This is a genomic window from Winogradskyella sp., assembly GCF_013213975.1.
Taxonomy (GTDB): Bacteria; Bacteroidota; Bacteroidia; order Flavobacteriales; family Flavobacteriaceae; genus Winogradskyella.
The window spans coordinates 1-21,689 of record NZ_JABSST010000001.1; the positions used below are offsets into that span (position 1 = coordinate 1).

Consider the following 21,689-nt stretch of genomic DNA (forward strand, 5'->3'; position numbering starts at 1 on the left):
TATGATGGAAATGAACTTGCGGTAACTAAAATTGACACGAACAGTTGGACGCTTGAAAACGCTACCAAACTTGATAAACTTAATTATTATGTAAATGATACTTTTGATATTGAAACTAGTGGTGGAATAGGTGGCGATAATCCGTTTTCTCCAGCAGGAACAAATATTGATGAAGACAATTACGTATTAAATCTTCATGGTTTTATAGGGTATTTTGATGTTCTGAAGAGCAACCAATATATGTTAGACGTAACTGCTCCTGCTTCATTTATTAGATCGTCTGCATTACAGGATAGAGGAATGAAGTCTAGCCCAGACGGTAAAGCAATAACTAGTAGTTACTTTGCTGAGCGCTATTTTGATATTACTGACAACCCAATGATGTATGGTGATCTTGATGTTGAAGAATTTATGGTGGGTGATATTAAAATTGTTTTAAGCGTTTATTCTCCAAATAAGGTACATACGGCTGCGAGTCAAAAAGAAACCGTTTATAATATGATGCAAGCTCAAAAGGCATATTTGGGCGATATTGATAGTACTACACGCTACGATATTTATTTGTATTTATCTGATGGATCAGAAACTGCCCCAAAAGGTTTTGGTGCTCTAGAACATCATACATCGACAGTTGTTGTTTTACCAGAAGCATCAAGCAAAGAAGGTTTAGCAAGTTCTATCATTGATGTTGTTGCTCATGAGTTCTTTCATATTGTAACTCCTTTATCAGTACATTCTGAGGACGTACATTATTTTGATTATAATCAACCTACCTTTTCAAAGCATTTGTGGATGTATGAAGGTACTGTAGAATATTTTGCACAGCACTTTCAGGTGTATAAAGACTTAGTAGAACCTAATGAGTTTTACAATACTATTATGTCAAAGATTGCAACGTCAAAGAATCTTGATGATGCCATGAGTTTTACCATTATGAGTGAGAATGTACTGGAAGAGCCTTATGCCTCTAATTATTATAACGTTTACATGAAAGGTGCTTTAATTAGTATGTGTATTGATATTTTAATGCGTGAAGAAAGTAATGGAAACAGAAGTGTTTTATCATTAATGAAAGAACTTTCTATTAAATATGGAAAGGATAAACCGTTTGATGACGATTCATTTATCGATGAGTATGTATCAATGACCTATCCGAGTATTGGTGAGTTTTTAAACACACACGTTGTTGGTGACGTTCCTATAAATTATAATGATTTTTTCGCTAAAGTTGGGTTAAAACTTGGTCAGACTGAAGTTGATACTAATTATATTTTTGCGGGTGGACAAAACATTATTTTTGATGCAGACCAGAAAAAAGGTACAATTTTCTTTTCGCCGGTGGCCTTGAAAAATTCATTTTGGGCTTCGCAAGGGGTTCAAGCAGGAGATGTTATTAAGAAAGTAAATGGCACAGAACTTTCCTTACAAAATGCTCAGCAGGTTGTAGGTGGTATGTTTTCATGGCAACCAGGGCAAGAATATAATTTAGAAATTGACAGAGAAGGTGAAATTATAACACTAAGTGGTACGCTGAAAAAGTCTAAAGCAACAAGCGAGTCTATAGAAGAAGATGAAAATGCAACTAACGCTCAAATAGCGCTTAGAAAGGCTTGGTTAAAGGGCTGATTCTTTAACCTATTTACGTGCTGGAGGCTTCCGATCAAGGAAGCCTTTTTTTATAGGGCATTCATAAACATTACAACAATAATGATACATGCTATTCCTACGACCGTCTTAAGGCAACCATTAGTCCCGTCAATGAGCATTGTTTCATCATCTGGATGGTAGATGTAAGATTTATAAGGCCGCTTTGTAGTATTGAAAATTAAATGAAAGAAACTCACAACCAACCAACGAATAGTGCCACCTATCAAATTTAAAACTGTAAATATGATTGATTCGCCAATGACATCAAGCATATACTAGTACTTTGCAGCTTTGCCGTTAGATGCAGAATTTTTGATAAACTCTCGTAAATCATCATTAGCTTGAATTAGGTCTTCATTTCGTAAATACATCATGTGTCCACTCCTGTAGCCCTTAAAGGAAAATCTGTTTTTTAATTTTCCGCTTGGATCCATTTGCCATTGTGAATATTTAGCAGCAAAGTAAGTCGTCGCACCATCATAATATCCAGATTGTGTCATAACCTTTAAATATGGATTCTGTGCCATGGCTTGTCTCAAATTGTCTCTTGTATTATCATTATTTCTATCCCAATTGCCAACATTACCAAAGACATTATATTTTACGTCAGTTTTAAAGCCAAGATCGTTTTGAATGTAATGGTTTATGGCTGGCGTAAAAGAATGTAGCCATGATGTTAATTCTGCACTATAGTCAGGACTAGTGCCTGTTTCAACGCGATCAATACCTATATAGCGCGAATCTAATCGTCCAATAGTCTCGCCAGTTTTATCTCTTAAGAGTTCTTTCCAGAAAAATTGATTTGGAACGTCTAAATTCATTTGAAGAATAACTTTAACTGATAAGCCTGAATAATAGCTCATTCGTTTAGCGATCTCTTGTTTTTCGGAATCATTAATAAAACCACCTTTAGCAATTGCAGGTAAAAGCTTATTAATCGCAAAATCTTCAGCTTCTGGTAAAATATCTAAAAGATCTTTACTTTGTAATTCAGGAGCTAAAGCCTTATGATACCAAGCCGCTGCTGTGTAGTATGGTAAATTTAAACTTGATGACATAGGTCCACCAACACGCAACACTTTATAGTCTGCAGGCGAAACCAAAATAACACCATTAAGGTACATCCATTGTCTATTTTGCAATTCTAAGGACAGACCCATAACTCGAGTACCACCATAACTTTCACCGATAATGTATTTTGGAGATTCCCAGCGATTATGACGTGTCGTAAAGGTGTTCATCCAACTGGCTAAATATTTTATATCGGCATTTATACCAAAGAACAGTTTATCATCTGGCATTTTTCCATTTGCATCAGCCACTTTTCTTGAATATCCAGTGTTTACTGGATTAATGAACACGATATCAGCAACATCAAGAATAGAATTTGGATTGTCTTTAATTCCATATGGCTGAATAGGATAACCCTCATCATCAATTTTTAAAATCTTAGGTCCTGTGTAAGCAATATGCATCCAGACAGAAGCAGATCCTGGCCCACCATTAAATGAATAGATAATAGGACGTTTATTTCCCTCAGAATCATTTGTTCGCTTGTAATAAGTGTAATATAAGGAAGCAATCATTTTCCCATCTGCATCCCAAACTGGTTGAAAACCGGTTTCGGCTGTATAATTCACTTGTTGTCCTTTAATAGTAACGGAATTGTTAGTAATAAAGGATGTGTCTACTGGAATCCTTAAATCTTGTGCAAAACAAAATGTAAAACAGGCAAAGAGTAAAATTGATAGTCTAATTTTCATAAGGTTAGTTTTTAGATGTTTAAATATAAACAACCAAAACTAAAATCCCTCAAATACTCCCAATCCAAATAAGGCAAAGTCGTACTTCACAGGGTCAGAAGGATCTAGGGTTTTTAAATTTTGATCTAATTCAGCTAAAGCCTTTGCATCATTTTGCTTGCGTTTTAATAATCCCAACTTTCTGGCAACATTACCTGAATGAACGTCTAATGGGCAACTCAATTGGGTAGGTGAGAGACTTTTCCAAATACCAAAATCTACACCAGCATTATCTTGTCGCACCATCCATCTTAAGAACATATTAATTCGTTTGGCTGCTGAATTTTTGAAAGGATCGCTCACATGCTTTTCTGTACGTTGTAAATGTGGAATTTCAAAAAAATGAGATTTAAATTTATGGATACTTTGTTGTAATGAATTGGTTTCGGCATAAGTACTAAAAACGGTTTCCAGTCCATTATAATTAACATAAATATGCTTAAGACTCTTGATAAATTGTACAAGATCATCTCCATTGAACGTACGATGCACAAACCCCCTTAAAGATTCTAGATCTTCGTCGTTATGATTCACTATAAACTCATAAGGGGAATGGTCTAGTAGTTCCATGATCCTTGTGGAGTTTTTAATTATGCTCTTTCTGTTTCCCCAAGCTATTGTAGCGGTTAGAAAAGCGGATATCTCTATATCCTCTTTGGTTTTAAATAAATGTGGAATTTGAATAGGGTCACTCTCTATAAATTTAGGATTATTATATAGAGCTACCTTTTCATCTAAAAAAGTTTTTAATTCTGAGTGTTTTAACTTCAACAATAAAGGGTTTAGGCAAAAATAATCTTAGCTTTTACTTAACTGCAATCATACTAATTTCCACATTTACAAACTTCGGTAAGTTAGCCACTTCAACAGTTTCTCTTGCTGGTGCATTAGCCTCATCAAAGTATTGACCATATACAGCATTAATTCTAGAAAAATTATTCATATCGCTAATGAATATTGATGTTTTAATTACATCTTCAAAGGTCATATCGGCTGCTGCTAAAACGGCTTTCATATTTTCCATAACCTGTCTGGTCTCAGTTTCAATGGAATCTAAAATAAGCACCATCGATTCTGGATCTAATGCAATTTGCCCAGATGTGTAGAGTGTGTTTCCAACTAAAACAGCTTGATTATAAGGGCCAATGGGTGCAGGAGCTTTACTTGTATGAATGATTTTTTTCATGGTATATGAATAGTTTTAATTGCCTAATTGCCGATCTGGCTGACGTCGCTGATCGTATTTTAAATCTTTTAATAAATTAGAACGTATACCAATAAAGAAATTCCATGAACTTTGATTACTAAACGGAACCCATGTAAAATTCATACGCCAACTTAATAAATCGCGTTCAAAGCGTAATTGTGTATATGTAAAGCCTTGGTTAAGAAAATCATAACCTGAAGAAACACCTACAGACCATCTTGGTGATAATTCTACATCACCTGAAAACATGAGTGAGTTTGATGAGACTCTATTTTCACGCCTTGTATTCGTATAGTTAGCAGCATAAGAAAGTCTTAAACTCCATGGCATTTTGTAGTTGTAGAACTCATTGTTTTTTTCATCTTCATCTTTTTGTTTTCGATCTCTATCGGAAAGTCGTTTATCTGCAAAATCTTGAGTTTCTCCAAACAACCCATCTGTTCTACTATTTGAAGTGGCCGCACGTCTATTAGCATCCTCATCATCTTCGTCATCTTCATCATCCTTTTTTCCAGAAAAAGTATTATTATCTAGTCTATAACTAATATTTAAATTTGCTGAAGTTAATCTGAATAGACTTCCACCATTATTGATATTAAATTTATCTATGAGATTATTATTACTGTCAAGTGCATAGGGATTAAGGGTCATACCAAAGTTGATACTCATTTTTTTATCAAGAATTTGAGTACCACCGGTAACTCTTACCGGACTAAAATTTAAAGAGTCTGCAGCGAGGTCATATGCAGTAGAAAAATTAAGATTATTTAATAAAAAGATTTTTTCTGGTTCCGTTTCTGTAGAGTCCTTAGGTCTGACTTTAGCTTCGAGATTATTACCAATGGACAACCCAAGACTACTAGAATATCGATTCCCAGGACGCCCAAACAATGAATTCTCAAATCTGGTATACTCAACTTGATCAACAGTTGTTCCGTCTGCGTCAATAACATCGTAGGTTTCATAATATTGGTCAAAGGCTGGAGTAACACTGTAGCTTAAAGAGGGTCGCATAACATGTCTAATAGCTTGTATTTTCGGGTCTTTCCCTTCCTTTTGAAAATCATACATTCCATAAAGTGTAGTACCAACACTTGCACTAAAGTTATAAGTTAAAAATCGATCAAATCCATTAATATCAATCGGGGTAGAAGTTTCACCTTCAAATATATCTTCTCGCCTTGTAGTCTTTAAGGTCCAAGTTTCTTCAAAATTAGCGTTAGTACTAACACTAAAATGATCAAATATTTTAAAGTTTGTTGTTACAGGTATGCTATGTCGCATTCCAGCTACAGCGTCATCAAACATTTCACTTTTTCCAAATAATGAATCAGTAGTGTTAATCCGATATTCTCCACGCGTATTAACCTGAAAGTTGATGTTATGTATCGCTCCTTTTTTAACACCAGATTTTGGTGCAAATGGAAATACCCTGCTCATTGAAGCCTGTAGAGTTGGTAAAGTTATATTGATTGCTTCAGTATTGGTGTTTTGGCTGTGTGTAGCTGTTAAATTTAGATTAACACTAGGTTCACCTTGAAACGTTTTCGAATAAGAAACCGAAGAGGCTAAAGTATTATTTAAGAAACTTGATTGATTGATCTGGTTAATGGATTGTTGAAAATACTGACTACTACCCAAATTTACAGATGCTGAAAATCGTGAGCTAGGATTAGCCTTAGAGTCTTGATTATGCGACCAACGAATGTTATAAATTGTGCTTTGTCTAAAGTCAGGAAATCCTCGCTCACTGTTCAATAAGTTTTCATATCTAAAGGAGAAGTTGCCTCTAAATTTATAGCGTAAAGCATAGCTGCTTTCTAGGCGCAAACCGTAGCTTCCATTCGTGTAATAATCACCTAAAACAGCTAAATCCACATAATCACTTATAGCAAAATAATACCCGCCATTTTGTAAAAAGTAACCTCTATCATTTCCAGTATCTTCACCAAAGGAAGGAAAGATAATTCCTGAAGTTTGCTTTTTAGACATTGGGAAAAAGGCAAACGGTATAGCTATTGGTGTTGGTACATCGTAAATGTACATTTGACTCATTCCAGTAACTATTTTTTTATTAGGAACAATCTTAGCTCTATTCATAAGTATGTAATACTCTGGATCTTCTAGGTTTTCGGAGGTTGTAAACTTACCTTTTGAGATAAAGTATACTGAATCATTTTCTCGTTTAGTACGTTCTGCAATGACCGTACCACCACTTTGTTCAGTTACAGAATTAAAAATAACAGCTTTTCTAGAATCTGTATTAAAAATTATAGAATCTGGTTCTATGACGTTTGAACCTTGTTTAAAAACAGGTTTTTGTGAATATCCTGTAGAGTCTTTAATTCGGCCTGCATAGACCAAATTTTTACTGTAATCAATAACAATCACACCAGAGGTAATCTCCATATCTTCATATAAGACTTGAGCCTCATTATATAAACGAATTTGTTGTTTTCGTTGATTTATAGCAACGTAATCTGAAGCCTTATATGTTACTATGTCTTTAAGAAATGCATCCTTTTTTAGAGAGTCTTCTTTAGTTGAGTCTACAACCTTTGAATTTATAGGTCTGCTTAATAAAGAATCTAGGCGCACCGTTGTAGAATCTTTAGCAACAACTGTACTGTCTTTTTTCTTATCTACAGGAATCTTGTTATTGGGTTTTGGTAATTCCTGAGCAAAGCTCAAAGTGTTGATAAACACTGTAAAACTCAAAGCAAAAAGTATGTGTAAGCTATTTGTACGCAATCCTTTTAGATGTATTTTTGTAAAAGTATGGCTCGGTTTTTGAAACGCCAAAAGTACAGTTATTTTTTTGTGAATAATTTATAAAAATCATAAAGTTTAAAAGGTTGTACTATCAAAACCGTGTGTAATAATTACAGTCTGTAAAACGTTAAATCAAATATGCAAACGCAGCGAAAAAATATTATAGTATTACTACTAATTACATTTATAACTACTTTAACAAGCTTAACATCAGCTTACAGTCAAAGTGATTCTTTTATTGTTGTTTTAGATGCTGGACATGGAGGTAAAGATTCAGGTGCAGCTAAAAACGGATACATGGAAAAGGAAATTGCACTTGACGTTGTTCTTGAGTTAGGTAAAATGCTTGAGAAAGTAAATGGTGTAAAGATAATTTATACGCGAAAAACAGACGTTTTTATTGAGCTATGGAAGCGGGCAGATATTGCAAATAAGGCTGATGCGGATTTGTTTGTTTCTATTCACTGTAATTCCGTTAATAATCCTAGTCCTTATGGTACTGAAACCTGGGTCCTAGGTGAAAACAATTCAGCGCGAAACTTTGAATTTGCTAAGCGAGAAAATGAAGTCATCTTTCTTGAGGAAAATTATGAGGAAAATTATGCTGGTTTTGACCCAAGTTCCCCAGAGTCCGAAATTGCCTTAAGTATTGAGCAAGGTTTTTATGTAGAACAAAGTGTTTCATTAGCTCGAAAAATTGAAGATAATTTTATAACAAAAGCTAAACGTAAAAGTCGAGGACTAAAACAACACAGTTTATTAGTCATACGAAACACCTATATGCCAAGTGTCTTGGTAGAACTTGGATTTATAAGTAATAAGCAAGAAGGTAAATTTCTGAACTCTGAAGCAGGTCAAAATAAAATGGCTAATGCATTGAAAGATGCAATCCTCGCTTACAAGAATGAAATTGATCAAAATGTAGGACATCAAATTACAGGTGCTGATAATGAGAGAACGAAAGGGCAGGACGAGCAATATGTTAATAACGAAGCCATTACATACAAAGTTCAAATTGCTGCAAGTTCCAGAGATTTGGAGCCTAAATCCTATAATTTTAGAGGTCTAGTTAATCTTAGTAAAGAAAAAACTGGAAGGCTTTACAAGTATTATTATGGAAGTACTTTAGATTTAGAGGAAGCCAAGTTGTTACAAGAGGAAGCTAAGTCTAAAGGATATACTTCTAGCTTCTTAGTGGGCTTTAAGGACGGAAAGAAAATAGATATTTCGAAGTACTAAAAACTCTCTCTTAATTAGAAAGATTATTAATTTATTTATTCCTAATTTTGTTTTTAAACAAGCAAAGACCATTGAAAATTTCTAGAGAAATAAAAACTGCTGTACTCGTACTATCGGGTATTGCATTATTCATATATTTATTTTCTTATCTTAAAGGTGAAGATATATTTACAGATACAAACACCTACTACACTGAGTTTGACTATAATGCCTTAAGTCCGTCTTCTTCAGTTACAGTTAAAGGAAATAAAGTGGGTAAAATTGAAGATATAACTTATGATTTTGAAACCGGTAAGACAAGAGTCTCCTTTTCAGTTAATCCCAGACTTAGATTTTCTAAAAGTAGTGTCATAAGACTGTATGAAACAGGATTAATGGGCGGTAATGCTCTTGCTATCGTTGATTCTTATCAAGGGGAGCAAGCAAATCCTGGTGATTTTATTAATTCTGAAGTGCAGCCTGGATTAATAACTTCCTTGAAGAATAATTTTTCTGGAATAAGTACGGATTTTGACAGAGCGATTCGATCTGCAGATACACTAATGACGAGTATAAATGCTTTGGTTGTGGACCAGACTGACGAAGGCTTGAAAAGTACAATATCAGAATTAAATTCAACTCTAAAATCATTCAAATCTTTATCTAATGCAATACAAGATGTGATTAAAGCAAATGATGATAAGATTGCTTCAGTACTTGATAATTTTGAGCAGACCAGTAAAGATCTAAGTGAACTCTCTTCACAATTAAAAGACGTTGATTTAAATAAAACTGTAGCTAACCTAAATCAAACTTTAGCAGGAGTCCAGGCTATAATGTCTAGAATAGATAATAATGAAGGAACCATTGGTAAGCTATTGAATGATGATAAATTATACAATAATTTAGAAGCTGCATCTAAAGAAATGGAATTATTACTCTTAGACATAAAATTACATCCTGCCAGATATCGACGTATTTTATCTAAAAAAGAGATTCCATATCAACCACCAACTGATGAACAGAAGAATTAGACCTTTTGCATGATGGATTATATACCTAATATACTTTTTGCCATTATCCTAATTTTAGGAATTGGTTATTTTACAAAAAACATTAAAAAACTTGTTCGCAATATAAAGCTAGGGCGAGAAGTCAATGCAAGTGACCAAAAAGGAGAGCGATGGAAGAACATGGCGCGTATCGCTTTAGGTCAGAGTAAAATGGTTAGACGACCAATTGCTGGTTTTCTTCACGTCGTTGTCTATATCGGGTTTATTATCATCAATATAGAAGTTTTAGAAATAATTATTGATGGTCTTTTTGGTACCCATCGCATAGGGCTTGACTTTTTACCTGTTTCGGTATATGGCTTCTTCATAGGTGCTTTCGAGATCTTGGCAGTGTTAGTACTAGTAGCTGTAGTTGTCTTTTGGTTGCGTAGAAATGTGATTAAACTCAAACGGTTCTTAAGCTCAGAAATGAAGGGATGGCCTAAAAATGACGGAAATATCATCTTGTATTTCGAAGTTGTTTTAATGTGCTTATTTCTTGTTATGAATGCAACGGATACTTCATTTCAGGAATTAGGTCATGGTAATGTTGTTTCTCAATTTATTTCTCCTTGGTTTAGTGATAATACAGATACTTTACACTTTATTGAAAGAACTGCATGGTGGTTGCATATTGTTGGTATTTTAATATTTTTAAATTACCTATACTTTTCAAAGCATTTACATATTCTTTTAGCTTTCCCCAACACGTATTATGGAAGTGTTGAGCCAAAAGGAAAGTTTAACAATCTTGAGGCAGTTACAACTGAGGTTAAATTAATGATGGATCCTAATGCTGATCCTTTTGCGGCAGCTCCAGAAGGCACCGAAGATGAGGAACCCGCCAAGTTTGGTGCCAGTGATGTTATGGATTTAAATCAAATTCAATTACTCAATGCCTATACTTGTACAGAATGCGGTCGATGTACATCGGCTTGTCCAGCCAATTTAACCGGTAAAAAGTTGTCTCCTCGTAAAATAATGATGGACACTCGTGATCGTTTAGAAGAAATAGGTAAGAATATTGACGCTAATAAAGGTGAGTTTAAAGATGATGGTAAACAACTATTGGGCGATTACATCACTAATGAAGAGCTTTGGGCGTGTACAACTTGTAACGCATGTGTTGAAGAATGCCCTGTAAGTATTAATCCTTTGTCTATTATTTTAGATATGCGACGCTATTTGGTAATGGAACAAAGTGCCGCTCCTATGGAATTAAATAACATGATGACAAACATTGAGAATAATGGAGCACCATGGCCATACAATCAAATGGATCGTTTGAATTGGAAAGATGAATAACAGTAATATCGAAAAAGAAAAAGCATGAGTGAGCAATTAAAGGTACCTACGATGGCAGAATATATGGCAGAAGGAAAGCAACCTGAAATTCTATTTTGGGTTGGATCTGCTGGAAGCTATGATGATAGAGCTAAAAAAATAACAAAGGCGTTTGTGAAGATTTTAAACAAGGCTAATGTTGATTTTGCGGTATTAGGTACAGAAGAAAGTAATACTGGCGATGTTGCAAAGCGAGCAGGAAATGAGTTTTTATTCCAAATGCAAGCCATGATGAACATAGAGGTTTTAAATGCGTATGACATTAAGCGAATCGTTACTTGTGATCCACATTCATTTAATTGTCTAAAGAATGAATATCCAAATTTAGGTGGGCAATATAATGTTGTACACCATACCCAATATATTAAAGAGCTGTTAGATTCTGGACGCTTAAGCCTGGAAGGTAATACCTACAAAGGGAAACGAATTACATTTCATGATCCATGTTATTTAGGACGCGCCAACAGCGAATATGACGCACCACGTGATATACTTCAAAAAACTAACGCAAAACTAGTTGAGATGAAACGTCATAAAGGTACTGCATTATGCTGTGGGGCCGGTGGAGCACAAATGTTTAAAGAACCCGAGAAAGGCGATATGGATATAAATATTTTAAGAACAAAAGATGCGCTTGAAACTAAACCTGATATCATTGCTACAGGTTGTCCATACTGTAATACTATGATGAGTGATGGTGTTAAGTTTAATGAAAAGGAAGATAGTATTCAGGTATTAGATGTTGCTGAGCTCATATCAGAATCATAGTATATGCACGGAACGAAACTCTCGGGAAACTACAGAATTAAAATTGGTGTGTTCAGTGGCTTTTTATTTTCGTCTATCATTACCCTTTTTGATTTAATTGGTGGTGAACCATTTTCGGTATTGAAATTTTCTTTAAATACTGTCGTTTTTGGAACTATTATGGGCTTTATAATTCGTTCGAAAAGAACTAAAATAGAAGAATAATTATGTTGGTTGATTTTGATAAGCTACCAGAAGAATCCCGTGTTTGGATATATCAAGCTAACCGTTCGTTTTCTAAAGAGGAATTGGAAGAAATTAATTCCAGACTAAGAACATTTTTAGAAGCTTGGACTGCACACGGTAAAGATCTTCAAGCAGGTTATAGCTTTAAATATAAGCGCTTTATAGTTATTGGTCTAAATCAAAACTTAAATAATGCGACAGGTTGTTCTATTGATGCTTCTGTGCATTTTATTCAAGAATTGGAACGTGATTACAAGGTAGATTTAATGGATAAAATGAATGTTTCCTTTAAACAAGGTGAGTTTGTTGCTTACAAATCTTTAAAGGATTTTAAAACCATGGCTAAAAACCGATCAGTCTCTAAAAACACCATAGTGTTTAATAATCTTGTTACCAATATTGCAGAGTTTAAAGAGAATTGGGAAGTACCAGCCAAGAACAGCTGGCATAATCGTTTCATCAATTAAGTGGTACTTCTTGATAAATTCTCAGGAATTCAATTAAATAATTGGTAATTTCTCACCTCAAATAATTTTTATTTATCAGAATAAATCGTGATTTTTAGCCCTCTATAATCTTTTAGATTTGGCTACAGATATTTTTCTATTAAATATTTCCGGACAGGATAAGCCTGGATTAACCTCTAGTTTAACCAATGTTTTAGCGGAATACGATGCTAATATTCTTGATATTGGACAGGCTAATATTCATGATACGCTTTCCTTAGGTATGATGTTTGAAATTAAGTCTGGTAAGAAATCCGCTGCTGTTCTTAAAGATTTATTATTTAAGGCTTATGAGTTAGGCATTACAGCTAAGTTTACTCCTATTTCTTTAAACGACTATGAAGATTGGGTGAGTCTTCAAGGTAAAGACCGTTATGTGATTACTATTCTTGGTGAAAAGCTTAAAGCCGAGCAGATTTCTGAAGTGACTAAAGTTATCTCTGAGAAAAACCTGAATATCGATTCTATTAAGCGTTTAACAGGTCGTACTTCGTTAATTAAAGAAGAAGAATATCCTAGAGCTTCCATTCAACTATCTATTCGAGGAAAGTTGAATGATAAGTCTGAGTTTACCTCTCGGTTTTTAGACATTTCAAAAGAGTTAGACGTAGATATAGCCTTTCAAGAAGATACAATGTTTAGAAGAAATCGAAGATTAGTATGCTTCGATATGGATTCTACCTTAATTCAAACCGAAGTTATTGATGAATTAGCTGTTAGAGCAGGTGTAGGCAACAAAGTCAAAGCCATTACTGAATCTGCAATGCAAGGTGAGATTGATTTCAAGGAAAGTTTTAAGCGTAGAATGAAACTACTTAAAGGCTTAAGTGAATCGGTTTTACAAGAAGTGGCAGATAATTTACCTATAACCAAAGGAGCGCGCCGCTTAATTGATACATTGCATTATTACGGTTATAAAACAGCAATTTTATCTGGTGGTTTCACCTATTTTGGCCATTATTTGCAAGAAAAATTGGACATTGATTTTGTTTATGCCAATCAATTAGAAATTGTAGACGGTAACTTAACTGGTAATTACATCGGTGATATTGTTGATGGTAATAAGAAAGCAGAATACCTTCAATTGTTAGCTGATAATATGGGAATAGATATTGGTCAAACGATAGCTGTGGGAGATGGCGCTAATGATCTGCAAATGCTCAATTTAGCTGGTTTAGGAATAGCCTTTCATGCCAAACCTAAAGTGAAAGACAATGCACAAAGCTCGATATCTAGTATTGGCTTAGATGGTGTACTTTACCTCTTAGGCTATCATGATCGTCATATTGATTTGATGAGTTAATTGCCTAACTGTTAATTACACAGTTTATAAAAGAATCCTAAAGTCTTTTTACTTCTTGCTAATTATGCTATTTTGGCATAGTATTCGTTAATTAATCTAAATAAGATAAAAAGATTTTTCATGCGTTATTTGTCCCTTATCCTTCTTCTTTTCTTTGCTAAAATTACGCTTGCACAAGAAAATTCAATGCATCCGTTACATACGGAAGATGTTGTTCAGCAGCAAAAATGGGTTGATAGTATCTATAATTCTATGTCTGTTAAGGAACGTGTTGGGCAATTGTTTATGGTACAAGTAATGTCTAAGAATAGTGGTAAGGATAATGCTGCTGTTTTCAATCTTGTGAAAGAAGAACAGATTGGTGGCCTTATATATTCTAACGGAGGGCCTTATAGACAAGCTAAATTAAATAATCAATTGCAAGCGTCTGCTAAAGTTCCTCTTTTAATTGGTATGGATGCAGAATGGGGACTTAGTATGCGTCTCGATTCTACATATGCATTTCCATGGAATATGACTCTGGGGGCCATTTCTGATAATAAGCTTATTGAAGACACTGGACGAAAAATAGGTGAGCATTGTAAACGCTTAGGAGTACATTTTAACTTCGCACCAGTCGTTGATATAAATACAAACCCAAAAAATCCAATTATAGGCAATCGATCTTTTGGAGAAGACAGAGACAATGTCACTCAAAAAGGATTGGCCTTTATGAACGGAATGCAGAGCGCAGGTGTATTAGCAAATGCTAAACACTTTCCTGGTCATGGCGATACAGAAGCAGACTCGCATAAAACACTTCCAACAGTCTCTTTTAGTAAAAAACGAATAGATTCTATTGAATTATATCCTTATCGAGAACTCATCAAAGAAGGGCTTTCAAGTGTAATGGTAGCACATTTAAACGTTCCAAGTTTAGAGACACGTCGTGGATTTCCTTCATCACTATCCAAGCATATAGTAACTGATATTTTAAAAGAGGAATTGGGGTTTAAAGGATTAATATTTACCGATGCACTGACTATGAAAGGTGCTGCTGACTACGTTGAAAAGGGTGTTGACGGTATAACGCCAAAAACCCTAAGCAAAGGTGGAGAAATTGATCTCATGGCTTTCTTAGCAGGAAACGATGTTATGTTAATGTCTGAAGACCCTAAGAAAGGAATTGCAAAATTTATAGAAGCATTTAATGAAGGTATTATAACTGAAGAGCGACTTTCGCATTCTGTAAAAAAAATACTCATGGCTAAATATAAAGTTGGTCTTAATAATTACAAACCTGTTGGTTTGAATAACCTTAGTAAAGATTTAAACCGAATAGAAGATGATGTTCTTTATGAAAACCTTTTGGAAAATGCCATCACGATTGTAAAAAATAAAAATAACGTACTGCCATTGCGCGATTTACAGACAAAGACCATTGCTTATATAGCTCTAGGCGATGATATTGGGTCCCCATTTTATGATGAACTTAAAAAATATACCAAAATACACCATATAAAAGAAGAGAAGCTAGATGGATTGATTTCAAAATTACAGAATTATAATACCGTTGTTTTGGGTTTCCACAAGTCTAATGCTAATCCATGGAAAGGGTATAAGTTTAATCAGAAAGAATTGACTTGGCTATATGAAATTGCAAGAACAAATACAGTTATTCTTGATGTTTTTGCCAGACCATATGCGCTGAATGATTTAAAGTCTATTGAGAACATAGAAGGTATTGTAATGAGCTATCAAAATAGTAAAATAGCTCAACAAAAGTCAGCACAACTTATCTTTGGTGCTATTGGATCTAAGGGTAAGTTACCTGTTAGTGCAGGTCCAAATTTCCCTATCGGTAGAGGAGAATCTTTTAATAGTTTAAAGAATTTAAGCTATGGTCTTCCAGAACATGTTGGCATGGACTCTGAATTATTGAAAAGACTGGATTCTATTGCAGAATATGCAATTGATAATAGAATGACACCAGGGATACAACTATTGGTTGCTAGGAAAGGTAAAGTCGTTTACAATAAGAATTTTGGCTATCATACTTATGAGAAAAAGAACAACGTAGATTTTGATGATGTTTATGACGTTGCATCTTTAACCAAAATACTTGCAACCTTACCAATACTAATGGAGTTAGAGGAACAAGGCATGGTGTCATTGAATTCTGAACTTGGTACATTAATGCCGTATTTTAAGGATTCCAATAAAAAAGATATTACAATAAAAAAGATGTTATCGCATTATGCACAGTTGCGCCCTTGGATTCCTTTTTATTATGCAACTTTAGATAGCGTTACTAAGAAACCAGATCCTAAGTATTATAGAACAAAACAACAAAAAGGGTTTAATATTGAAGTGACAAATTCGTTATACCTGCGCAATGATTATAAGGATTCTATTCAGGAAATCATTAAAGAAAGTGAGTTGTTATCGCGTCTGCGCTATAGGTATAGTGATTTACCCTATTACATTTTAAAAAAATACTTAGAAGGCTTTTACGATAAATCATTGCAGGAGATAACTCAAGATCGTTATTACCGGTCTTTGGGGACAAATTACACGACATATAACCCAAGAGATCGATTTAGTTTAAAAGATATTGTGCCATCAGAAGTGGACAACTATTACCGCTACAAGAAAGTTCATGGTTATGTGCACGATATGGGTGCCGCAATGCAAGGTGGTATTGGAGGACATGCAGGTATTTTTAGTAATGCAAATGATGTGGCTAAAATTATGCAAATGTATCTTCAAAAGGGATTCTATGGTGGTAAGCGGTATTTAAATTCTGAAACGCTTAATAAGTTTAACACTTGTTATTATTGTGAAAATGATAATAGGCGAGGCGTAGGTTTTGACAAGCCACAATTGGGTAAAGAAGGACCAACCTGTGGATGTATCTCCATGACGAGCTTCGGGCATTCGGGCTTTACAGGTACTTATGCTTGGGCCGATCCTGAAGAGGAAATTGTATATGTATTCTTAGCAAATCGCACATACCCTGAAGCTGGAAAGAACTTACTTCTAAGAGAAAATATTAGAACAGAAATTCAACGTCTTATTTACGAAGCCATCATTGAATAGAAGTCTATTAATTTTAAGTTAAAGACCAGTATTTTTGTAAGTTTTTAAGATAAATTCGGACTCTAATTACAACCAACGTATAAATCTCATATGAAAATAGGAATTGTTTGTTACCCAACCTTTGGTGGTAGTGGAGTTGTGGCGACTGAACTGGGTTTGGAATTATCTAAACGTGGACATGAAGTACACTTCATAACATATAGTCAGCCTGTTCGTCTGGAATTATTAAGTAATAATGTCCATTTTCATGAGGTTCATGTTCCTGAATATCCTCTTTTTCTTTACCAACCTTATGAGTTAGCTTTGTCTAGTAAGTTGGTAGATATGGTGAAGCTGCATGGTATTCAGCTATTGCACGTACATTATGCCATTCCACACGCATATGCAGCTTATATGGCACAACAAATGCTTCTTGATGAAGGTATTTTGGTACCAATAGTAACAACATTACATGGTACTGATATCACTTTAGTAGGAAGTCATCCTTTTTATAAGCCAGCCGTGACTTTTAGTATTAATAAATCAGATGCCGTTACATCGGTCTCAGAAAGTCTTAAAAAGGATACAATGCGATTGTTTGATATCAAAAAAAACATTCATGTTGTACCTAATTTTATTGATTTTGAAAAGCATGTCCATGGTTTTACAGACTGTCAACGCGGAATGATGGCAGAAGATCATGAGCGTATTATTACACATATTAGCAATATGCGTGAAGTGAAACAAATTCCAGATGTAATAAAGATTTTCTATAATATCCAAAAAGATATTCCTGCAAAACTAATGCTAGTTGGTGAAGGACCAGAGAAAGAAGGGGCAGAGCTTCTGGTGGAAAAATTAGGATTAACAGATAGCGTAGTGTTTTTTGGAAATAGCTATGAGATAGATCGTATTCTTTGTTTTAGTGATTTATTCTTATTGCCATCTCAGACAGAGAGTTTTGGTTTAGCAGCATTAGAGGCTATGGCAAGCGGTGTTCCGGTTATTTCGACTAATACTGGTGGATTACCTGAAGTTAATGAAGATGGTTACTCTGGTTATCTTAGCGATGTTAATGCTGTAGCAGATATGTCTGCTAATGCTGTTCGAATATTAAAAGATTCGGACACTTTAGATCGTTTTAAAACAAATGCAAAAATACAGTCTAAGAAATTTGATATTCATAATATTGTTCCGATGTATGAACGTATTTATGAGGAAACGCTAAAGAATTTTTTAGTTGCTAATTAAACCAGACTGCATATTTTGCGCGTCTTAGCTCAAGAGCAATGTCTTTTTCTGCAATTAAGGCTTCCTTACGACTTAGAAATGGATCTATATGATTGTAAAGACTTGGTCTTAAATACAAACCATACTTTTCTACAATAGACGAAGATAGTTTATACCCTTTTTTATTACGGTAGCCTGTTTTATGCTGTTGAAAGCGTTCTTTTGGGGATTTACTGGTCATGCCAACGTATAAGCACTCTAAAACTCCATTAAATTGAGGATTTGCTTTCCTAAATTTCGTGTTCTCTGTAAATACACGTTTAGAGAGTTCGACAACATAAATGCGATAAAGTACTTTAGCCATTGGAATTTATGCTCTTAGAATTTTTGTCATTTTTCAAATTTTCGCTAGCTCATTGATGAACTTTTCTATACTTCTACATTGCTTGTAAATTAAAAACTAATCGGCCATATCTTCTTATCTATGACCACAAATGACATCTTTAATCAGACTAATATTTGGATGTAGTGGCTTCTTTTAAAAAAAATCCTGTTACTTTAGAATCAACGCCTTATTGTCGTTTTTCAGTATTGTAACATGTTTACCTATTATTATCACTGTGGCTTAAAACCGCCTATATAGACTTCATTTTAAACACTTTATTAAACCATAATAAATAACTCTTCCGTTTTATTTACTGTGGTTTTTTGTTTGGTAGCCACGGTATAATTAGTCTGAAAGAAGACAGTTTATAGATAATATAAACATAAGGATTCCCCACACCTAGTTTATCATTAATTTTGTCTTAGTATCTCAGAATTATACAAAAATCGCTACCGTTTAATTTGATACTTAGAAATTAAAAATATACTCGCAGAGTAAATCATTGAAATGCGTAGCCTCTAATAAAATACGATCATCTATTAATCTTAGTTTAATAATGATAAATCCATAAAGTCCAACACCAAGCAAAGTAGAGGACCGTATCCTAACCAATCTATTTGGAAACACAATTTTTTCATGCACCCATACCTATACTATCAGTATCCAAAACCTTTTATCTATTTTTTATTTCACTTTTACGCATTGGCATGGCATCAATAATGGCTATTAAGTCTTCTTTAGACAGTACTTCCGTCTGTCTAAGTTTAATACTGCCATCTAATCCAATAAGAATAACTTCGAATTCATTTTTAGCGCTAAATATGGTAATCATCATATCATCACTTAATCTTTTGGATGTATCTGTAGTATCAGTTGTATAATCAATGATTGTTAACTTTTGATTATTCATGGTATATAATACGAGCTTACGCTCTTTTAGTGCATTATCTTGTGATTTAAATTCAGTTAATTGTTTCTCAAACTTTAAATCATTATTCTTAGTTGCCTTAATAATTAAAATTCGGTTTTTCCATTTAAGGGCATTCAAATCTTGAGCATTAGATGTTATACTAAAAAGCATAAGACATATTATGATTCTACGATATATGTTTAAGAAATGCATAGGCTTCTAAATGTATAAATAAATGCTCTAAATAATAGCTCATTTTTGTTTATTGATTTAATCAATTGAATTTATTGGTGTACATATTTCAATGAGGAACCCATTATTATCTCTAAGGTATCCAACTTTCTGACCCCAGGGTTTTTCAACAATAGGCTCATATTCAGTTGCACCCATATCGATTGCTTTTTTAAAGTCCGCTTCAATATTTTCTGAAACAAAAACCATTTCCATACCAATAGGTTTTCCAGTCTTTTCTGATTTTACAAATCCATTTTTAAAATTGGAATTTCCTAACGTTATTGAAGCAAACGCAATTGTAGTTTCACCAGAAAGTAATTCACCATAATCATTTTCAGGTGTTATAAATTTATGCTGAAACCCAAAGCTCTTTTTGTAAAATTCAATGGTTTCTTTGACATTCTCAACATAGACAATAGTATAACCGTATTTCATTTTAAATTGATTAAGTCTTACTTAATTTAGTGATCTATGCTTTGACCAAAGGTTATTTAGATTAATATTTGGATCAAGTATAGAAAATTCTTTTTGTTCTTATGGCTTGCTCTCTAAGGGTACATTTGGATGTATGTCAATCTCATTTTAAAGTATTGCATTATCTAATCCGTTAATATCATCAGTTCTTATATAGATCATGTCATAATTCTCAAAACTATATAATTCTTTAAATTCAAAAAAATGAATTTCAATAGTATCTGTTCTCAGCATTAAACAACCATCGTAATGTCCTAATTCTTTAAAACCAAGTTTCTTTACATAAAAATCTCGGAAAACAGACTTGTTCCGCATAGGTAATTTTGGATGGATTTCAGTAAGCATTTGTTTAACAGATTAACTCTTACACAATTTACAGTTAATTTAACCAAAACAACAAATAAGTTATTAATGAAATAAGTAAAGCTAATAGATTAGTTTTAGAGCTTTCATACAGTGATTTTTTCACCTTAATGACCATGCGATATATAATAATGAATGAAACAAAACATAATGGAAAATAGAAAATTAGATTTGTCGCAAGTCTATTATTGCTGTTTTCGTAACTACCAAAGCCTATATCTAAAAAAAGATAAAACATTAGAAAAATCAATATTGCCAATGTGAAATAGGCAAATAGAATACTTATTGTATGCCACAAAATTGAAAGATAATTGGGTTGGGCTGATAAATTTTCTTGAAACTTGATCATTTTCGGACACTAAACGACGCTAGTCGCGGGACTCCCCTGCAACTAAGCTTGAGTATTAGGACCGACTTGAGTATTAGGACAGACTTGAGTATTAGGACCGGCTTGAGTACTTAGGGAGAGCCGGAGGCTCCAGGCAAAACCTCCCAGGGGCTGCAAGGGTAGTTGTTTTGACTGGCTTTCCAGAGTGGCCTCGGGCCCTCCTTTCACCCGAATTACATTGCTTAGAACAACGTAGAATATTTTGCAGTTTTGTTAAAGGATGTTTAGGAATTTAAAAATCTTTTCAGTTTCAGAATAATGACCAAGCCCCGGGTTGCCGTTGCCGTTTGGTTGCCGTTGCCGTTGCCGTCGGATATCTCGACGGCAGTCCGGCTGTCAAAAATTTTAGAGGATTTTAGAGGATTTTTAGAGGATTTTAAGAGGATTTTAAGAGGATTTTAAGTGTTCCAGATGTGCTCGACCAACAACAGATGCCCGCAGCAAAGCGTCGCAAGCTTGACGAATCTCTTTTTGTTAGAAGATCTGTTGGGCAGAGTTGAGGAACACCACACTTATTTGTGTGTTTGTTTTTGGTTTTGTGCTCATTTTGCAGTTTTAGACTGTTTTTACACTAAAAACATGGAAAAAGTACTGGATTGCAATTTTTTAGACATTTTGGCAGTTGCCGTTTTAGTTGCCGTTTTGGTTGCCGTTGCCGTTTGCCGTCGGATATGTCGACGGCAACCCGGGGCTTGCTGTAAGTACCCTGAGTACCCTAAGTACCCTGAGTTTCCTAAGTACCCTAAGTACTCTAAGTACCCTGAGTACCCTAAGTAACTACCATGAGTATCCTAAGTACTCTAA

19 protein-coding genes are annotated in these 21,689 nt (G+C 34.3%); 10 read left to right on the forward strand and 9 right to left on the reverse strand.

Annotated features, from left to right (window positions below; translation table 11 throughout):
• The coding region (locus tag HRU49_RS00005; RefSeq protein ID WP_296352835.1) for a peptidase M61 at window positions 1-1,626 on the forward strand (1,626 nt) is incomplete at its 5' end.
• Window positions 1,627-1,676: 50 nt separating this feature from the next.
• Here the strand turns inward: HRU49_RS00005 and HRU49_RS00010 are convergent.
• From HRU49_RS00010 to HRU49_RS00030, 5 genes are read right to left on the reverse strand one after another with little or no spacing between them, the layout of a single operon-like run.
• The gene (locus HRU49_RS00010) at window positions 1,677-1,919 is read right to left on the reverse strand and encodes a hypothetical protein (RefSeq protein ID WP_296352837.1); all 243 of its coding nucleotides are present in this window, start codon (window positions 1,917-1,919) and stop codon (window positions 1,677-1,679) included.
• A gap of 3 nt (window positions 1,920-1,922) precedes the next feature.
• Entirely contained in the window at window positions 1,923-3,410 is a 1,488-nt protein-coding gene (locus HRU49_RS00015) for a carboxypeptidase (protein ID WP_296352839.1), read from the reverse strand.
• Window positions 3,411-3,449: 39 nt separating this feature from the next.
• On the reverse strand, window positions 3,450-4,220 hold the full coding sequence (locus HRU49_RS00020; RefSeq protein WP_296352840.1) for a TIGR02757 family protein: 771 nt from the start codon (window positions 4,218-4,220) through the stop codon (window positions 3,450-3,452).
• A 34-nt stretch (window positions 4,221-4,254) separates the two neighbouring features.
• Window positions 4,255-4,635: a RidA family protein gene (locus HRU49_RS00025; protein WP_296352842.1), complete on the reverse strand. Its 381-nt coding sequence runs from the start codon at window positions 4,633-4,635 to the stop codon at window positions 4,255-4,257.
• A 15-nt stretch (window positions 4,636-4,650) separates the two neighbouring features.
• The gene (locus tag HRU49_RS00030) at window positions 4,651-7,458 is read right to left on the reverse strand and encodes a putative LPS assembly protein LptD (RefSeq protein WP_296352845.1); all 2,808 of its coding nucleotides are present in this window, start codon (window positions 7,456-7,458) and stop codon (window positions 4,651-4,653) included.
• A gap of 108 nt (window positions 7,459-7,566) precedes the next feature.
• Here HRU49_RS00030 and HRU49_RS00035 point away from each other — a divergent pair, with 108 nt between their 5' ends.
• The 9 genes from HRU49_RS00035 to bshA all read left to right on the forward strand — a co-directional run bounded on the left by HRU49_RS00035 (window position 7,567) and on the right by bshA (window position 18,152).
• Window positions 7,567-8,667, forward strand: coding sequence for an N-acetylmuramoyl-L-alanine amidase (locus HRU49_RS00035; RefSeq protein ID WP_296352847.1), 1,101 nt, complete (start codon window positions 7,567-7,569; stop codon window positions 8,665-8,667).
• Window positions 8,668-8,738: 71 nt separating this feature from the next.
• Window positions 8,739-9,680 carry an MlaD family protein gene (locus tag HRU49_RS00040; RefSeq protein WP_296352848.1) on the forward strand — a complete coding sequence of 314 codons (942 nt, stop codon included), beginning with the start codon at window positions 8,739-8,741 and terminating at the stop codon, window positions 9,678-9,680.
• A gap of 12 nt (window positions 9,681-9,692) precedes the next feature.
• A complete protein-coding gene (locus HRU49_RS00045) occupies window positions 9,693-11,003 on the forward strand; it encodes a (Fe-S)-binding protein (RefSeq protein WP_296352866.1) in 1,311 nt (436 codons plus the stop codon).
• A 24-nt stretch (window positions 11,004-11,027) separates the two neighbouring features.
• Window positions 11,028-11,810, forward strand: a complete 783-nt coding sequence (locus HRU49_RS00050; RefSeq protein ID WP_296352850.1) for a (Fe-S)-binding protein — start codon at window positions 11,028-11,030, stop codon at window positions 11,808-11,810.
• Between the two features lie 3 nt (window positions 11,811-11,813).
• Window positions 11,814-12,014 (forward strand): hypothetical protein, encoded by a 201-nt coding sequence (locus HRU49_RS00055; RefSeq protein ID WP_296352851.1) that lies wholly within the window; start codon window positions 11,814-11,816, stop codon window positions 12,012-12,014.
• Between the two features lie 2 nt (window positions 12,015-12,016).
• Entirely contained in the window at window positions 12,017-12,502 is a 486-nt protein-coding gene (locus HRU49_RS00060) for an ABC transporter ATPase (RefSeq protein WP_296352852.1), read from the forward strand.
• A 118-nt stretch (window positions 12,503-12,620) separates the two neighbouring features.
• Window positions 12,621-13,844 (forward strand): phosphoserine phosphatase SerB, encoded by a 1,224-nt coding sequence (gene serB / locus HRU49_RS00065; protein ID WP_296352853.1) that lies wholly within the window; start codon window positions 12,621-12,623, stop codon window positions 13,842-13,844.
• Between the two features lie 120 nt (window positions 13,845-13,964).
• Entirely contained in the window at window positions 13,965-16,922 is a 2,958-nt protein-coding gene (locus tag HRU49_RS00070) for a glycoside hydrolase family 3 N-terminal domain-containing protein (protein ID WP_296352855.1), read from the forward strand.
• A 90-nt stretch (window positions 16,923-17,012) separates the two neighbouring features.
• Entirely contained in the window at window positions 17,013-18,152 is a 1,140-nt protein-coding gene (gene bshA, locus HRU49_RS00075) for an N-acetyl-alpha-D-glucosaminyl L-malate synthase BshA (protein ID WP_296352858.1), read from the forward strand.
• Here bshA and HRU49_RS00080 read toward each other — a convergent pair.
• The 4 genes from HRU49_RS00080 to HRU49_RS00095 form a co-directional block, all read right to left on the reverse strand.
• Entirely contained in the window at window positions 18,145-18,495 is a 351-nt protein-coding gene (locus HRU49_RS00080) for a ribose-5-phosphate isomerase (RefSeq protein WP_296352860.1), read from the reverse strand. The two genes, bshA and HRU49_RS00080, sit on opposite strands and share 8 nt — an antisense overlap.
• Window positions 18,496-19,189: 694 nt before the next feature.
• The gene (locus HRU49_RS00085; RefSeq protein ID WP_296352862.1) at window positions 19,190-19,597 is read right to left on the reverse strand and encodes a DUF4174 domain-containing protein; all 408 of its coding nucleotides are present in this window, start codon (window positions 19,595-19,597) and stop codon (window positions 19,190-19,192) included.
• Window positions 19,598-19,696: 99 nt separating this feature from the next.
• Window positions 19,697-20,095 carry a VOC family protein gene (locus HRU49_RS00090; RefSeq protein WP_296352865.1) on the reverse strand — a complete coding sequence of 133 codons (399 nt, stop codon included), beginning with the start codon at window positions 20,093-20,095 and terminating at the stop codon, window positions 19,697-19,699.
• A 147-nt stretch (window positions 20,096-20,242) separates the two neighbouring features.
• On the reverse strand, window positions 20,243-20,479 hold the full coding sequence (locus HRU49_RS00095; protein ID WP_363146017.1) for a hypothetical protein: 237 nt from the start codon (window positions 20,477-20,479) through the stop codon (window positions 20,243-20,245).
• Window positions 20,480-21,689 lie beyond the last annotated feature (1,210 nt).

Bases quoted from the DNA above. Each gene is read 5' to 3' on its own strand.
- HRU49_RS00095 (WP_363146017.1), bottom strand. From the start codon at position 20,479: ATGCTTACTGAAATCCATCCAAAATTACCTATGCGGAACAAGTCTGTT.
- HRU49_RS00010 (WP_296352837.1), bottom strand. From the start codon at position 1,919: ATGCTTGATGTCATTGGCGAATCAATCATATTTACAGTTTTAAATTTG.
- HRU49_RS00025 (WP_296352842.1), bottom strand. From the start codon at position 4,635: ATGAAAAAAATCATTCATACAAGTAAAGCTCCTGCACCCATTGGCCCT.
- bshA (WP_296352858.1), top strand. From the start codon at position 17,013: ATGAAAATAGGAATTGTTTGTTACCCAACCTTTGGTGGTAGTGGAGTT.
- HRU49_RS00055 (WP_296352851.1), top strand. From the start codon at position 11,814: ATGCACGGAACGAAACTCTCGGGAAACTACAGAATTAAAATTGGTGTG.
- HRU49_RS00080 (WP_296352860.1), bottom strand. From the start codon at position 18,495: ATGGCTAAAGTACTTTATCGCATTTATGTTGTCGAACTCTCTAAACGT.
- HRU49_RS00035 (WP_296352847.1), top strand. From the start codon at position 7,567: ATGCAAACGCAGCGAAAAAATATTATAGTATTACTACTAATTACATTT.
- HRU49_RS00045 (WP_296352866.1), top strand. From the start codon at position 9,693: ATGGATTATATACCTAATATACTTTTTGCCATTATCCTAATTTTAGGA.
- HRU49_RS00015 (WP_296352839.1), bottom strand. From the start codon at position 3,410: ATGAAAATTAGACTATCAATTTTACTCTTTGCCTGTTTTACATTTTGT.
- HRU49_RS00060 (WP_296352852.1), top strand. From the start codon at position 12,017: ATGTTGGTTGATTTTGATAAGCTACCAGAAGAATCCCGTGTTTGGATA.
- HRU49_RS00090 (WP_296352865.1), bottom strand. From the start codon at position 20,095: ATGAAATACGGTTATACTATTGTCTATGTTGAGAATGTCAAAGAAACC.
- HRU49_RS00070 (WP_296352855.1), top strand. From the start codon at position 13,965: ATGCGTTATTTGTCCCTTATCCTTCTTCTTTTCTTTGCTAAAATTACG.
- HRU49_RS00085 (WP_296352862.1), bottom strand. From the start codon at position 19,597: ATGCTTTTTAGTATAACATCTAATGCTCAAGATTTGAATGCCCTTAAA.
- HRU49_RS00050 (WP_296352850.1), top strand. From the start codon at position 11,028: ATGAGTGAGCAATTAAAGGTACCTACGATGGCAGAATATATGGCAGAA.